11 protein-coding genes are annotated in these 14,747 nt (G+C 70.1%); 9 read left to right on the top strand and 2 right to left on the bottom strand.

Features of this window, described 5'->3' with window-relative positions:
• The first annotated feature begins 31 nt into the window (after nt 1-31).
• From ndk to ACFOSH_RS00675, 3 genes are all read left to right on the top strand, one after another.
• The gene (gene ndk / locus ACFOSH_RS00665) at nt 32-442 is read left to right on the top strand and encodes a nucleoside-diphosphate kinase (protein ID WP_378236583.1); all 411 of its coding nucleotides are present in this window, start codon (nt 32-34) and stop codon (nt 440-442) included.
• A 53-nt stretch (nt 443-495) separates the two neighbouring features.
• A complete protein-coding gene (locus tag ACFOSH_RS00670; protein WP_378236584.1) occupies nt 496-1,239 on the top strand; it encodes a maleylpyruvate isomerase family mycothiol-dependent enzyme in 744 nt (247 codons plus the stop codon).
• Nucleotides 1,240-1,367: 128 nt separating this feature from the next.
• Nucleotides 1,368-4,712, top strand: coding sequence for a phosphodiester glycosidase family protein (locus ACFOSH_RS00675; protein WP_378236617.1), 3,345 nt, complete (start codon nt 1,368-1,370; stop codon nt 4,710-4,712).
• Nucleotides 4,713-5,048: 336 nt separating this feature from the next.
• Here the strand turns inward: ACFOSH_RS00675 and ACFOSH_RS00680 are convergent, their stop codons facing one another.
• Complete coding sequence (locus tag ACFOSH_RS00680; protein ID WP_378236585.1) at nt 5,049-6,080, bottom strand: M14 family zinc carboxypeptidase; 1,032 nt, start codon at nt 6,078-6,080, stop codon at nt 5,049-5,051.
• 118 nt (nt 6,081-6,198) lie between these two features.
• Here ACFOSH_RS00680 and ACFOSH_RS00685 point away from each other — a divergent pair, with 118 nt between their 5' ends.
• From ACFOSH_RS00685 to ACFOSH_RS00695, 3 genes are read left to right on the top strand one after another with little or no spacing between them, the layout of a single operon-like run.
• Nucleotides 6,199-7,113, top strand: coding sequence for an ABC transporter ATP-binding protein (locus ACFOSH_RS00685; RefSeq protein ID WP_378236618.1), 915 nt, complete (start codon nt 6,199-6,201; stop codon nt 7,111-7,113).
• Complete coding sequence (locus ACFOSH_RS00690) at nt 7,113-7,928, top strand: ABC transporter permease (RefSeq protein ID WP_378236586.1); 816 nt, start codon at nt 7,113-7,115, stop codon at nt 7,926-7,928. Before ACFOSH_RS00685 ends, ACFOSH_RS00690 begins: the two co-directional genes overlap by 1 nt.
• 1 nt (nt 7,929) lies before the next feature.
• Nucleotides 7,930-8,772 carry an ABC transporter permease gene (locus ACFOSH_RS00695; protein WP_378236587.1) on the top strand — a complete coding sequence of 281 codons (843 nt, stop codon included), beginning with the start codon at nt 7,930-7,932 and terminating at the stop codon, nt 8,770-8,772.
• 43 nt (nt 8,773-8,815) lie between these two features.
• On the opposite strand, the gene ACFOSH_RS00700 is transcribed toward ACFOSH_RS00695, so the two are convergent.
• Complete coding sequence (locus ACFOSH_RS00700) at nt 8,816-10,282, bottom strand: S8 family peptidase (RefSeq protein WP_378236588.1); 1,467 nt, start codon at nt 10,280-10,282, stop codon at nt 8,816-8,818.
• Nucleotides 10,283-10,817: 535 nt separating this feature from the next.
• On the opposite strand from ACFOSH_RS00700, the gene ACFOSH_RS00705 reads away from it, so the two are divergent.
• The 3 genes from ACFOSH_RS00705 (at nt 10,818) to rpmA (ending at nt 14,726) form a co-directional block, all read left to right on the top strand.
• Entirely contained in the window at nt 10,818-13,946 is a 3,129-nt protein-coding gene (locus ACFOSH_RS00705; RefSeq protein WP_378236589.1) for a translation initiation factor IF-2 N-terminal domain-containing protein, read from the top strand.
• Between the two features lie 169 nt (nt 13,947-14,115).
• Entirely contained in the window at nt 14,116-14,430 is a 315-nt protein-coding gene (gene rplU, locus ACFOSH_RS00710) for a 50S ribosomal protein L21 (protein WP_005158538.1), read from the top strand.
• A gap of 38 nt (nt 14,431-14,468) precedes the next feature.
• On the top strand, nt 14,469-14,726 hold the full coding sequence (rpmA, locus tag ACFOSH_RS00715; RefSeq protein ID WP_003067129.1) for a 50S ribosomal protein L27: 258 nt from the start codon (nt 14,469-14,471) through the stop codon (nt 14,724-14,726).
• The last annotated feature ends 21 nt before the right edge of the window (nt 14,727-14,747 follow it).

Below are 14,747 nucleotides of genomic sequence, written 5' to 3' on the forward strand. Positions count from 1 at the left end.
GCACGAAACCCACCCAAGGAGAAATACCGCCGTGACTGAACGCACGCTGGTCCTCGTCAAGCCCGATGGCGTCGCGCGCGGCCTCGTCGGCGAGATCATCGCTCGCATCGAGCGCAAGGGCCTGAAGCTCACCGCCCTCGAACTGCGCACCGTCGAGCGCTCGGTCGCCGAGGAGCACTACGCCGAGCACAAGGAGCGCCCGTTCTTCGGCGACCTCCTCGAGTTCATCACCTCGGGCCCGCTGGTCGCGATCGCCGTCGAGGGCCCGCGCGCCATCGCCGCCTTCCGCCAGCTCGCCGGCGGCACCGACCCGGTCGAGAAGGCCACCCCGGGCACCCTGCGCGGCGACTTCGCCCTGGAGACCCAGTACAACCTGGTGCACGGTTCGGACTCGCCGGAGTCGGCCGAGCGTGAGCTCAAGCTCTGGTTCCCCGAGGTCTGACAGACTCGTGGACGGCGCGGGATCGCCGTGCCGTCCACGAATCGGGGGCCGTGATGACACCGGACGAGTACCTGGCACGACTGAGAGACCTCACCACCGGCTTCGCGCAGGTCGTGCGCACCGGTGACCACGAGGCGCCCGTGCCGTGCTGCGGCGACTGGCGGCTGCGTGACCTGATCGTCCACCTCGGCAACGTCCACCGCTGGGCGACGGAGATCGCCCGGACCGGCGAACCCGCCCCGCAGGACTTCGCCGTCGAACCGGGCGCGGATCTCGCCGCCTGGTACGCCGAATGCGCGGACGGCCTCGTCGAGGCGATGCGCGAGGCTTCGCCGGAAGACAGCGCCTGGAACTTCACCGCCGCCCCCAAGCTCAAGGCTTTCTGGTTCCGCCGCCAGGTCCACGAGACCGCGGTGCATCTGCTCGACGCGCATCGCGCGGCAGGGACCAAGTACACCCTCGACCCGGCCGTCGCCGCCGATGGCGCGGACGAGGTCCTCATCGGCATGCTGCCGAAGGTGAAACGCTGGCACACCCCGCCCGCGGTCACCGTTCCGTTGCTGCTGAAGACATCCGACACCGGACACGCCTGGTTGATCACACCGCCGGGCGAAAACGACGTTCCCGGCTCGCGGCAGGCAGATCCCTCCGAGGCGTCCGGCGCCGTCGTCGAAGGGCCCGCGGAAGGGCTGGACTTGCTGCTGTGGCAACGGGTCGAGCTCGCCGAGTCGGGCCTCGAGATCACCGGCGACGTCGCGGCGGCGAAGACTTTCCTCGCCGGGCCTTTCACTCCCTGAGCTTCGGCGCCCTACGCCGTTCGGTTCACGTTCACCCCGGGGTCTTCTCCTGGCGGTTCGCGTCCGCTGTGCTGAGCTGAGCCGCCTGTCACTCGATCGTGGGGTAATCCGTGAGAAGATCACGTCTGTTGTTGCTCGCTGCCCTGCTACCCGGATCGTTCGTCGCCACCCCGGCGTACGCCGACCCGCTGACCGCTCCGCTCGGTCCGGCGCCCGTCGAAGCCGCCCCCGCGGCCTCGTCGGCGAAGGAGGGCCCGTCCGCGTACGCCGTGGCCGCGCCCGACGACGGTCTCGTCACCACCAGCGCCACTTCGCGCGTGGCGCCGGGACTGAGCCTCACCGAGTTCGACCGGTACGACCCGGCGGGCTGGATCCGCGGCGACACCCTCGCCGTCGACCTCACCAGCAAGACGCTCAAGCCGACGTATCTCAGCCCTGGCACGGTTTCCGCGCGGACACCGCTTTCGCAGCAGATCACCAGGGCGGGCGCGGTCGCCGGGGTCAACGGGGACTTCTTCGACATCAACGCCAGTGGCGCGCCGATCGGCGTCGGTGTCGACGCCGGGAAACTCCAGACGGCGCCCGCGCGCGGCCACAACCTGACCGCGTCGATCACCGAAGGAGGCAAGGCGCGCCTCGCGGAGGTGTTCCTCGACGCGTCGGTCACCTTGCCCGATGGCAAGGTCGTGCCCGCGTCGAACTTCAACAGCCCCGTGCTGAGCGGCGCCGCGATCGGCGTCTACACCCCGCTGTGGGGCGCGGCTTCGCGTCGGACTTCGGTCGCCGGAGCCCAGCGAGTCGTCGAGATCGAACTCCGCGACGGGGTCGTCACGCAGGTCCGGCCCCAGCCCGCGGACGGCCCGATCGCCGCCGGGAGCACGATCCTGCTCGCCCGTGACGGCGGCGTGGACACGTTGTCCGGCTTGAAGACCGGCGACCGGGTGGGTGTCGCGTACGCGCCGAAGAGCGACGCCGGGAAGCTGTCCGTCTCGGTCGGCGGCAACGTCGTCCTGCTGCGCGACGGCGCGATCCAGCCGGTCGACAACGTCGCCATGCACCCCCGGACCGCGGTCGGCTTCTCCGCCGACGGCACGAAGATGTGGCTGGCCACGGTCGACGGCCGCCAGGCGGACAGCCGCGGCATGACCGAACTGGAACTCGCCCGGCACCTGAAGTCGCTCGGCGCGGACGACGCCATCAACCTCGACGGCGGCGGTTCCTCGACCCTCCTCGCCCGCGAGGAGGGCGAGCAGGCGCCGCTGGTGCGCAACTCGCCGTCGGACGGCGGGGAACGCCTGGTGCCCAACGGGATCGGCGTCGCCACCATACCCGGCAGCGGCCGCCTGACCGGCTTCTCGCCCCGTCCCGCGCAGGACACCGCCGACGCGACGCGCGTGCTTTCCGGGCTGACGCGGAAACTCGCCGCCGGAGGCCACGACGAGACCGGTGCCGCCGTCGACGGCAAGGCCCAGTGGCTCAGCACCAATCCCTTCCGCGGCACCGTGACGAACGGTGTCTTCACCGCGCACGCCGACCGGTTCCGGCCGGACGCGCCCGCGAACGTCGACGTCCTGGCGAAGCGCGGCGGCGTCCTCGGCAAGTCGACGCTGAACGTCCTCGGCTCACCGGTCCGGCTGGGCACCAGCACCGAACAGGTCGCGTTGTCCGGCGAAGGCGCGAAGAGCACCTTCAAGGTGCTCGGCTACGACGCCGACGGCTACGGCACGTGGATCGAGCCGGACGACGTCAAACTCGACTACGACCCCGCGGTGGTGCGGATCGAGCCGTCCGATGACGGGTTCGCGGTCACCGCGCTGAAGGCGTCGGGCGCTTCGGCGATCACAGCCACCGCCGGCGGGAAGGTGACGCATCTGGCGGCGTCCGTCGGTACGGAATCCCGGGTGGCGGCGTCCTTGGACGGCCCGGCGGGCTGGTCCGCCAGTGTCTTCCCCGCCGTCGTCGGCGCCGCGCTTTCCGAGGCGCCCGGCCGTAACGGCGGACGCGGTCTCGCGCTGGACTACCGGCTGAACGGGACCAACGCCACGCGCGCGGCCTACGTCAACTCGGCGGCGCCGATCGCGGTGCCGCCCGGCACCCAGCGCGTCGGACTGTGGGTCAACGGCGACGCGAAGGGCGCCTGGCTGCGGGCGGAACTCCGCGACGCCGCCAACGTTCCGTCCATTGTGGACCTGTCGCTGAGCGTCGACTGGACGGGCTGGCGCTACGTCCGCGCGGCGGTCCCGGCCGGGCTCCCCGACGGGCAGCGGCTGACGAAGTTCTACGCCGTCGAGAACGTCCCGGACCAGCAGTACGAAGGACGGCTGGTGTTCGACGACCTCACCTTCGAGGTCGCGCCCGCGGCAGCCGTCCCCGCCGATCCGGCGCCGCGTGACCCGGCGATGATCACCGACGGCGTCGCGACCGGCGGACTGCGGATCGCCGTGGTCAGCGACGCGCAGTTCACCGCCGACGACCCGAACGGCCCGCTGGTCGCCCAGGCCCGGCGCTCGCTGCGCGAGGCGGTGGCGGCGAAACCGGATCTCGTGCTGATCAACGGCGACTTCGTCGACCGCGGCACGGCCGCCGATTTCGTGCTGGCTCGCTCGATCATCGACGAAGAGCTCGTCGGCAAGGCGCCCTGGTACTACGTGCCGGGCAACCACGAGGCCGACGGCGGACACGGGATTTCGGAGTTCCAGGCGGCGTTCGGACAGACCCATCGCGTCGCCGACGTCGCCGGGATCAGGCTGGTGCTGATGGATTCCTCGCGCGGTTCGCTGCGCGCGGGCGGGTTCGACCAGATCCGGATGCTGCGCGAGGCACTGGACGGCGCGAAGGCGGACAGGCGGATCCGCGGCGTGGTCGTCGCGATGCACCATCCGGTCAAGGATCCGAGCCCCACCGGGAACTCGCAGCTGGCCGACCGCAAGGAAGCCGCCATGCTGACCGGCTGGCTGACCGCCTTCGAACGCGAATCGGGGAAGCAGGCGGCCGCGATCGCTTCGCACGCGGGCGTGTTCAGCCTGTCGCGCGTCGACGGCGTGCCGTACCTGGTGAACGGCAACTCCGGGAAGTCGCCCGCGGCGGCTCCCGGCGACGGCGGGTTCGTCGGCTGGACGATGGTCCGGTTCGAGCCGGGGGACACGGCGCAGCCGGTGCGGTTCGAGACGCGGCCGAACGTCGATTCCCTGACACTGTCCGGGCCCGCGTCGCTGGCCCGTGGCCAGAAGGCGGACATCCGGGCCGTGGTGACGCAGGGCACGCGTCAGGTGCCGGTCTCGTACCCGGTCAGCGCGGACTGGAAGGGCGGCTGGGGCACGCACGTCGCCGAGGGGTTCCTGCCCGCGATGCCATGGGACGTCGCGTCCTTCGACCCGGCGACAGGGGTGCTGAGCGCGTTGCGGCCGGGCGTGGCGAACCTTTCGGTCACCGTGAACGGCGTGACGAAGAGCCTGTCGGTCACCGTCCGCTAGTGCAATGAACGGTCCGCTCCCGCATCGGTCGGGTGGTCGTGAGTGGAATTCGGGTTCTATTGAGAGGTAAGGCGAAGGTGTCTTGCCGGTCGGGTGAAGGGGGCTTTCGTCGCATCGCCTGCGGGGAAGGTCCCCTTCGCGTCACGTCCGCAAGAGTTCCGGTGCCTGAGCCTCGACGCGGAATGTCCTGAAGGGGCCCTTCAGAGTCACCGAACCCCAGATGCCCCCGATGTGGCATTGGGGACACTCACCGTCCCCAATGCCACATTCGGCGCACACCTCAACGACACACCACTCACGACCCCCTGTACCGAAGGTCCCTTCAGCCCACGAGCGTCAGGCGGCTTCGTGCGCCTCTTCGCCCGAGCCGGGCAGCGCCGGACCCCGCGGCGGGATCGCGTCCGCGGCGGCCGGATCCACCTTCCGCACCGAACCGTCGGCCGCGCTCCGCGCGATCGCCAGCATCGAGGCCAGCGCGTCCTGGATCTGCTGCTGTTCCCGCTCCGGGATGAGGCTGAGCTCGATCAGCACGCTGCCGTTGCCGAGCAGCCCGTACCCGTTGCGCGCGATGCCCTGGTAGTCACCGCCGGGGTACTGCGAGACGTAGCCGCCGTTGCCGTCGATCGACCGCCGCACCACGACCGCGATCTGCTTCGCGAAGTCCACATCGGACGGTTTGACGCCCGCGTTCGTCGGCCACAGCGTCGAAGCGGTGATCTCCTTGCCGTCGGCGTCCCGGTACCGGCCCTGCATGTGGTAGTCGACCATGATGTCCGGCTTGAACGACGCGTTCCGCCGCTGGATCAGGCCAGCCTCGGTGGCCGGGTTGTCCTTCGGCGCCACGGCCGGGTCGTGGTAGCGGTTGATGTCGTACCCCTTGCCCTTCTCGCCGTACTCGGGAGTGGCGCCGGGGTCGAAGTTGTAGCGCCAGTCGTGCTCGTTCCCGTCGGGGTTGGCACGTACGACGATGTCGACGGTCACCTTCGAGAGCAGCTTCCGCGCCCACGGGCTGTGCCCGACGCCGACCTCGCGCAGGAACTCGAGCGCGGCCGGGGTGCCGAGCGGCTCGTCGCCGTGCTGCTGGGTGACGTATTGGATCCGCGTCTTGCCGTGGCCGACCCTGGCCGCCCAGACCGGGCGTCCCTCGTTGCTGCGGCCGATCTTGTCCACCCGGATCTCGCCGTGGCTGAGCAGGGCCAGCTTGTGCAGTTCGAAGGCCAGCTTGGCGGTGGACGGCCGCGGGTCGACGGTCCGGCCGTCCACAGCGGTCCCTGCCGCGGTGTTCTCGACGGCCTGCGCGGCGGGCGCCACCAGGAGCCCGGCGCTGACAAAAACGGACAACAGGGCGATTCTGGGCTTGAGACTCATGGTCGGTGAGTATCGACGAGCCGGGAGCGTCCAACAAGGGTGCGCTTAAACCGGTCGAATTTTGTCGGTGGCAGGTTCTAGGGTGCCTACCGTGGGTGACTCAGAGCACGAACCGGCGATGGTGCAGGCGAAGGCGTTGGTCAAGCGTTTCGGCGACTTCGAGGCCGTACGTGGTATCGATGTCGAGGTCCGCCCGGGGGAGGCCTTCGGCTTCCTCGGGCCCAACGGCGCCGGCAAGTCCTCCACCATGCGGATGATCGCGAGCGTGTCCCCGCGCACCGACGGTGACCTGCGGGTCCTCGGCATGGACCCGGACGTCGAGGGGCCGAAGATCCGCGCCCGGCTCGGGGTCGTGCCGCAGCAGGACAACCTGGACGCTGAGCTCACCGTCCGGCAGAACCTGCAGATCTACGGCCGCTACTTCGGGCTCTCCCGCGCGCACGTGCGGAGCAAGGCCGAGGAGCTGATGGAGTTCGCCCAGCTCACCGACAGGGCGAACGCGGAGGTCGAATCGCTCTCCGGCGGGATGAAGCGGCGGCTGACCATCGCGCGGTCCCTGGTCAACGACCCCGAGCTGCTCCTGCTCGACGAGCCGACCACGGGGCTGGACCCGCAGGCCCGCCACCTGTTGTGGGACAGGCTGTTCCGGCTCAAAGCGGGTGGGACCACGCTGATCATCACCACCCACTACATGGACGAGGCCGAGCAACTCTGCGACAGGCTGGTCGTGATGGACAACGGCCGCATCGCCGCCGAAGGCCCGCCCGCGGACCTGATCAGCCGGTACTCCACCCGCGAGGTCGTGGAACTGCGCTTCCCGAACGGCGAGCAGGAAGCGGCCGCGAAGCAGATCGAGGGCCTCGCCGAACGTGTCGAGGTGCTGCCGGACCGGGTCCTGCTCTACACGATGACCGGCGAGGCCACCCTCGAACAGGCGCACGCGCGCGGGCTGCGTCCGCTGTCGAGCCTGGTCCGCCGGAGTTCACTGGAAGACGTCTTCCTCCGCCTCACCGGCCGGACGCTGGTGGACTGATGACCACAGCGCAGACGAAGGCGTCGACAGGCCGCGTGGTCTCGCGCTGGGCGGGAGCCTGGTTACGGGTCGAAGGCCATTGGATGTGGTATCGCCGGTACTGGGTGTCCACCTTGTATTCGACGGGCCTGCAGCCGGTGCTGTTCCTGGCCGCGATGGGGCTCGGGTTCGGCTCCCAGGTCCAGGCCGGCGCGGCGACGGGCGGGTTCTCGTACCTCGAGTACGTCGCCCCCGCCCTGCTCCTCGCCGGCGCGGCGCAACTGGCGGTGGGGGAATCGAGCTATCCGGTGCTGTCGGGTTTCAAATGGCAGCAGGACTACGTCGCCGTCACCGCCACCCCGATCACCCCGGGACAGGTGCTCGGCAGCCAGATCCTGTGGGTGAGTCTCCGGCTGACCCTCGCCGGCACGATCTACGCCGTCATCGCGGCCTTCTTCGGCTCCTGGACGAGCTTCGGCGTGCTCGTGGTCATCCTGATCGGGACGCTCACCGGCATCGCCTGCGGCACCCCGGTGATGGCGCTCGCCGCGACCACCTACGACGAAGGCGCCCGGTTCGGCCTGGTGTTCAGGTTCGTCCTGATCCCGATGACGTTGTTCTCCGGAACGTTCTTCCCGATCACCGAGCTGCCGGTCCCACTGATGTGGATCGCTTGGCTTTCCCCGCTGTGGCACGGGAACGAGGCCGCCAGGGCGGTCAGCCTCGGCACCGTCGGACCGCTCGCCACGCTGGGCCACCTCGCCTTCCTGGTCGTGCTGGCCGGGGCGGGCTGGGCGCTGGCCCACAAGTACTTCTACCGACGGCTGGTGGTCTGAAATGGCAGTGCTCACCGAGACGTTGCGAAGCGGTAAGCCGAAGCGTGGCGTGCTGCTGCGCGTCCTGCCGCCGTCGATGTACAGCGGCCGGTCGAAAGCGGTGCTGGAACGCACGTTCCTGACGTACTCGCACTTCTGGATGCTGTTCGTGTCCGGCGCCTTCGAGCCGCTGTTCTACCTGATGGCCTTCCAGCTGGGCTTCGGCAAACTCGTCGGAGAGGTCGTCGGCCCCGGCGGCCAGGCGATGAGCTACGTCGCCTTCGTCGCGCCCGGTCTGCTCGCGGCGTCGGCGATGAACGGCGCGATCCTCGATTCGACGTACAACCTGTTCTTCAAGTTGAAGTACGCGAAGCTGTACGACGCCATGCTCGCCACCCCGATCGGGCCGCTGGACATCGCGCTCGGCGAGGTCGGCTGGTCGGTGCTGCGCGGCGGGATCTACTCGGTGACCTTCCTCGGCGTGATGACGGCGATGGGGTTGCCCGGGTCGTGGTGGGCCGTGCTGATGATCCCGGCGGCGCTGCTGATCGCGATGGCGTTCTCGGCCGTCGGCATCGTGCTGGTGACCTTCCTGCGGTCGGTGTCGCAGTTCGACTACATCAACCTCGTGCTGATGCCGCTGTTCCTGTTCTCCACGACCTTCTACCCGCTTTCGGTCTACCCCGAGGCGATCCAGTGGATCGTGCGGATCTTCCCGCTGTACCACGGGATCGAGCTGATGCGCGGCCTCTCGGTCGGCGTGCTGTCGTGGAGCATGGCCGGGAACATCGGGTACCTGCTGGCGCTGGCGGCGATCGGCATCTACGGGGCGTCGAAGCGGTTCGGCAAACTCCTGCTGCGCTGACCATTTCTCGCATTCAGAGGACGAAACGCGGGAAGTCAGGGGGTCATCGGGCCGGATTCGAACTCGCTCGCCGGGGCGCCACCGCGGCCAGCGCGTCGACCATCCCGTGCCCGTAGAAGCCGTTGAACCCCGCGTACCCGGTGCAGTACGCGTCCTGCGTGCCGTCGCCGGTCAGGTCGTAGTCGGCGGGGCAGGCGATCGGTGCCGCCTGGGCGTCCAGCGTCCGTTTCAGCTGCCGGGCGCCGTAACCGGGATGTTTCGAAGCGAGCAACGCCGCGACACCGGCGACGTGCGGCGCCGCCATCGACGTCCCGCACAGCGGCGCGTACCCGCCGGGAACGGTCGAAAGCACGCACTGCCCGGCTTCGCCGCCGGGAGCGGTCACGTCGATCACACCCAGCCCGTACGAGCTGTAGCCGGCCTTGACCCGCTCCGCGCTCACGGACGACACCGCGACGACGTCCCGCAGGCCGGCGGGCAGCGCCTGACAGCCTTCGGCCTGGGTCCGGGAGCCTGACCGCGGCGACGGGGCGAGCCCGACGGCTTCGTTGGTCGCCGCCGCGACGTTGAGCGTGCCCTCCGAGGTCGCGTACTCGACGGCCCGCGCCATGACCTCGTTCACCACACCCCGCTCGTCGTCGTGCGCGCACGAGAGTGACCACGGATCGACGAAGTAACTGCTGTTCGTCACGGCCATGCCCTGTGAAACGGCCCACATCAGGCCGCAGACGGCGGCCTCCGGGTCGGCGTACCCGCGGTCGTCGATCACCTTCACCGAGGCGACCCGCACCCCGGGCGCCACTCCGGTGATGCCCTTGCCGTCGTCGGCCGCGGCGATGATCCCCGCCACATGCGTGCCGTGCACCGACGTCGTCGCGGCCCAGTTCCGGTCGGGGGCGCCGGTCAGGCAACCCGCCGACTTGCCGGGGTCGAGGGCGGTCTTCAGCTCGGGGTGGGTGGCGTCGATGCCGGAGTCGAGGACGCCGACGACGACGTCCGGACTGCCCGGCTCGATCACGTGCGCCTTGTCGGCGCCGATCGCGCGCATGTCCCACTGCTCGTCGGTGCGGTCGGCGGAGGGCACCTTCGCCGGATCCGTCGGCTCGATTCCGGCGCGCGCGGGCGCGGTCTTGGCGGCTGGGGTCCTGGTGGACGGCGTCCTGGTGGATGGCGTGCCGTTGGCCCGCTGCACCGCCAGCCGTTCCGCCTGCGCGCTGAACGCGGCGGCGGGCCGGACCAGTTCGGCGAAGTCCTCCTCGGCCGAGGTCGCCACGGCCACCGCGATCTGCGGGTAGTAGGTCGTCGTGCTGCCGCAGCCACCGGCGACGGCCGCCCTGGCTTCGGCCTCGGAAGTGCCCCGGTCGAAGGCGACGACGTAGCGCAAGGCCCGGCCTTCGGGATGACACGAGGCCTCGGCCTCGGCCTCGGCCGTCGCGACAGCGGCGACCGAGCCGCAGAGCACCATGAAGGCGCAAACGGCCGCTCGCAGGGACTGCCCCAGCAGGGACACCGGACCTCCCACCGGAGAACAGAGGACGACGGGGGCACCGCGGCCTGGGCTGGGCTGGGTTTCGGGACCCCCGAGCGGCACGCTAGCCACCCTCGGCCGGGTCGACAAGCTCTCCCGCGAAGTTCGCTCGGCCGGTGGCCGCGGCGCGCCCGGGAGTCAGGTCTGTGGCACCGAGTACACCGGAGTGGGACAAGGGTGTGGGATACTCGCGGTGGCCGCTGGCCGACGGGCACACGTGAGAGGTGGCGCTCGCGGTCTTGGGGCCCGGTGGTGTGCTGCACATCCTCCACACGCGTCGCCGCTGCATGCGGCTCGACGACGTGGCGGGCGGCCCGATGTCGCGAACGTGGCCAGCGCTCCGCCGAGCAGACCTTCAGCCGTACGCGGCGCCCGGACCATCCCGGCGCCGTCGCGGTGCCGGGCAAGGATTCCCGCTGCTGGTGACCACCACGGCGGAACGAACAGAAAGGGGCCCCTGCGCGGCCGCGTCGAGCCGGTGTGAGCCAGCCGACGCGCCCGGGGGCGGAGGAGATATATGTCGAACGCGGACTCACCCGCCGTCACCGGCGGGAATACCGCCACACCCATCGCAGGCCAGCTGGCCGAACTGCCTCCCCGGATCCGGGTGCACGCCCTGGCGAAGCTCCTGGGATCCAACAGCCGTGAACTGATGGCCAAGCTCGGTGAGCTCGGCGAGACCGTCCGCAGCGCGCAGTCCAGCGTCACCCGCGATGTGGCCCTCAAGCTCGCCGAAGCCCTCACCGGCGGAGACGAGCCCGAAACCACCGAAGCCGCCGAAGCGGCCCCGGCGGTCGAAGCTCCCGTCGTCGAGACCCCGAAGGCCCCCAAGGCCGAGGTCAAGCCGGAGCCCGAGGCCGAGCCGGAGCCCGCTCCGCAGGTCGAGGCGCCTTCGCGGCGTGTGCCGCCCGCGCTGGCCGCCCCGGTGAGCCCGGAGCCGCCGCACCGGAGCACCAGGCCCGCGAAGGCCGCCGTGCACGTCCCGGTGTTCGCGGCGCCGTCGCCGGTGTTCCTGCCGCCGGAGCCCGTCGTGGCGAAGCCCACCCGCAAGCCGGAGCCGGCCTTCACCCCGGTCGAAGAGCCCGTCGCCGACGAGGACGAGACGCAGGACGAGCAGGCCGAAGGCCACGGCATCGACGAGGACGGTGACGACGCCAACGGCCGTCGCCGTCGTCGTCGCGGCCGCCGTGGCCGTGGCCGGGGCAAGGGCGGCGACGAGAACTCGGCCGAGTCCGAGAACGACGACGAGCAGCCCGAGGAGCCGCGAGCCCCGCGTGGCCGTCAGCAGCGCGCGAAGGACAAGGACACCGAGGCCGAAGAGGCCGGCGCCGAGAACGCCGAAGAGGCGTCCGCCGCGTCTGATTCAGTCGAGTCCGATTCGGACAACGACGCCGATTCCGACAACGGCAGCAAGCGCCGCCGTCGCCGTCGTCGCCGCAAGGGCGGGGACGACGACAACGCCGAGGCCACCAGCGACGACCCGCCCAACACGGTCACCCACGTGCGGCAGGCCAAGGCCGCCGAGACCGAGCGCCCCGCGCGCGACGAGGTCCGCAGCGTGCGCGGCTCGACCAGGCTCGAAGCCAAGCGCCAGCGCCGCCGGGACGGCCGCGAGGCGGGCCGCCGTCGTGCGCCGATCCTGTCCGAGGCCGAGTTCCTCGCCCGCCGCGAGTCGGTCGAGCGCACCATGGTCGTCGCCGAGAAGGGCGACTCCACGCAGATCGGCGTGCTCGAGGACGGCGTCCTGTGCGAGCACTTCGTGACCTCGTCGGGCACCGGTTCGATCGTCGGCAACGTGTACCTCGGCCGCGTGCAGAACGTGCTGCCGTCGATGGAGGCCGCCTTCATCGACATCGGCCGCGGCCGCAACGCCGTGCTCTACGCCGGTGAGGTCGACTGGGACGCCGCCGGTCTCGAGGGCAAGGCCCGCAAGATCGAGCAGGCGCTGTCCACCGGCGACTCCGTGCTGGTCCAGGTCACCAAGGACCCGGTCGGCCACAAGGGCGCCCGGCTGACCACGCAGATCTCGCTGCCGGGCCGCTTCCTGGTCTACGTGCCCGCGGGCGGTGCCACCGGCATCTCCCGGAAGCTCCCGGAGAACGAGCGCCGCCGTCTGAAGGACATCCTCAAGCGCATCGTCCCCGAAGACGCCGGTGTGATCATCCGCACCGCGTCCGAGGGCATCAGCGAGGAAGAGCTGGACCGCGACGTCCGCCGCCTCACGGCGCAGTGGGAAGTCATCAAGGAGAAGGCCGAAGCCGGCAACGGCGGCAAGAAGAACAGCGCCCCGGTCATGCTCTACGAAGAGCCGGACCTGCTGGTCAAGGTCGTGCGTGACCTGTTCACCGAGGACTTCGCCAAGCTGGAGATCCAGGGCGACAAGGCCTGGGACACCATCTACAACTACGTGCAGCACGTGGCGCCGGACCTGGCGGACCGGGTCAAGCGGTACACGGGCACCGGTTCGGCCTTCGCCGACCACCGGATCGACGAGCAGATCACCAAGGCGCTGGACCGCAAGGTCTGGCTGCCCTCGGGTGGCTACCTGGTCATCGACCGCACCGAAGCGATGACGGTCATCGACGTCAACACCGGCAAGTTCACCGGATCGGGTGGAAACCTCGAAGAGACGGTGACCAGGAACAACCTGGAGTCGGCGGAGGAGATCGTCCGCCAGCTCCGGCTCCGGGACATCGGCGGCATCATCGTCATCGACTTCATCGACATGGTGCTCGAATCCAACCGCGAGCTGGTGCTGCGCCGCCTGACCGAATGCCTCGGCCGCGACCGCACCCGCCACCAGGTCGCCGAGGTCACCTCGCTCGGCCTGGTGCAGATGACCCGCAAGAAGATCGGCACCGGGCTGATCGAGGCGTTCTCGACGCCGTGTGAGCACTGCAAGGGCCGCGGTGTGGTCATCTCGACCGAGCCGCAGCGCACCGGTGGCGGCGGCAACGGTCACAGCCACGGTGGTGGCAGTGGCGGTGGCGGGGGCGGCAAGGAGCAGGGCTCCCGCCGGTCCCGTGGCCGGGGTAAGGGCGAAGACCAGGGGCAGAACGAGCCCGTGGCGGCCAAGACCGAGGCTCCGCCGGCTTCCGGCCAGCGTGAAGCGGTGGTTTCGGCGGTCCACGCCGTCGCCAACGCCGCCAAGGCGGCCAAGGGCGAGCACCCGCACGAGGTCACCGAGAACGTCGAAGGCGCCGCGCTCAACGGCCACGCCCCGCAGGCGGCTGAGTCGTCGAAGGAAGCTGAGGGGTCTTCGGAGCCCATCGCCGACGCGACCGTCGAGCAGGCGGCCGAGGCGGCCGCTGAGCCGGTTTCCGAGCCGATCGCCGAGGCACCCGCGACCGAGGTCGCCGGCGAACCGGTGACGACTCCGGACGACGAGGCTCCGGCAGCGCGCGAAGAAGAGGTCGCCGCTGTCCGGGAATCGAGCCCGGCACCCGAAGCCCCCGAGGTTCCGGTGGCTCCTGAGGCTGTGGTGACGGAAGAGGTTTCCGAGCCCGAGGTTCCGGTGGCTCGGGAAGAGACCGAACCCGAGGTGGACGTCCCGGCCCCGGCCGGTCGCTCCACCACCCGCCGTCGTCCGCGACGGACGGCTTCGCGGCCGGCCGGTCCGCCGGTCGAGGCGTCGGAAAAGAGCTAGTGAACACCGTGGGGCACCCCGGTGTGATCGCACCGGGGGACCCCACGTAACCTATAGAACGGCCCGCCACCTAGAGGCGGGCACCTTGCGCAGAATCTGGACCACCGAGAATTCCCGGTGGGCCGGTCACGCAAGCCCCCACCCGTTGTCGAGTAAGCAGGAGACTTCCGTGTCGGCGTACGCGATCGTCAAGACTGGCGGCAAGCAGTACAAGGTGGCCGTCGGCGACGTCGTCGAGGTCGAGAAGCTCGAAGGCGAGCCTGGTACCGAGCACACCTTCCCCGCGGTCCTTTTTGTGGACGGTGGCGACGTCACCACGGACGCCGATGCACTGGCGAAGGTTTCGGTCACCGGCAAGGTCGTCGAGCAGACCAAGGGTCCGAAGATCCGGATCCACAAGTTCAAGAACAAGACCGGCTACCACAAGCGCCAGGGTCACCGGCAGAAGCTGACCCGCGTCGAGGTCACCGGCATCTCCAAGTAGAACTTTCTCCGGATCTTCGTCAGAAAGAGGATTGAGCCATGGCTCACAAGAAGGGTGCGTCCAGCTCCCGCAACGGTCGCGATTCGAACGCGCAGCGACTGGGCGTCAAGCGCTACGGCGGCCAGGAAGTCAACGCGGGCGAGATCCTGATCCGCCAGCGTGGCACCAAGTTCCACCCCGGCGTGAACGTCGGCCGCGGCGGCGACGACACGCTGTTCGCGCTGGCCGCCGGTGCGGTCCAGTTCGGCGAGAAGCGTGGCCGCAAGACGGTCAACATCGTGCCGTCCGAAGCCTGAATTTCGGCTTCGAGTTAGAAC

The sequence above is a fragment of the Amycolatopsis speibonae genome (assembly GCF_042647925.1).
GTDB classification, from domain to species: Bacteria; Actinomycetota; Actinomycetes; order Mycobacteriales; family Pseudonocardiaceae; genus Amycolatopsis; species Amycolatopsis speibonae.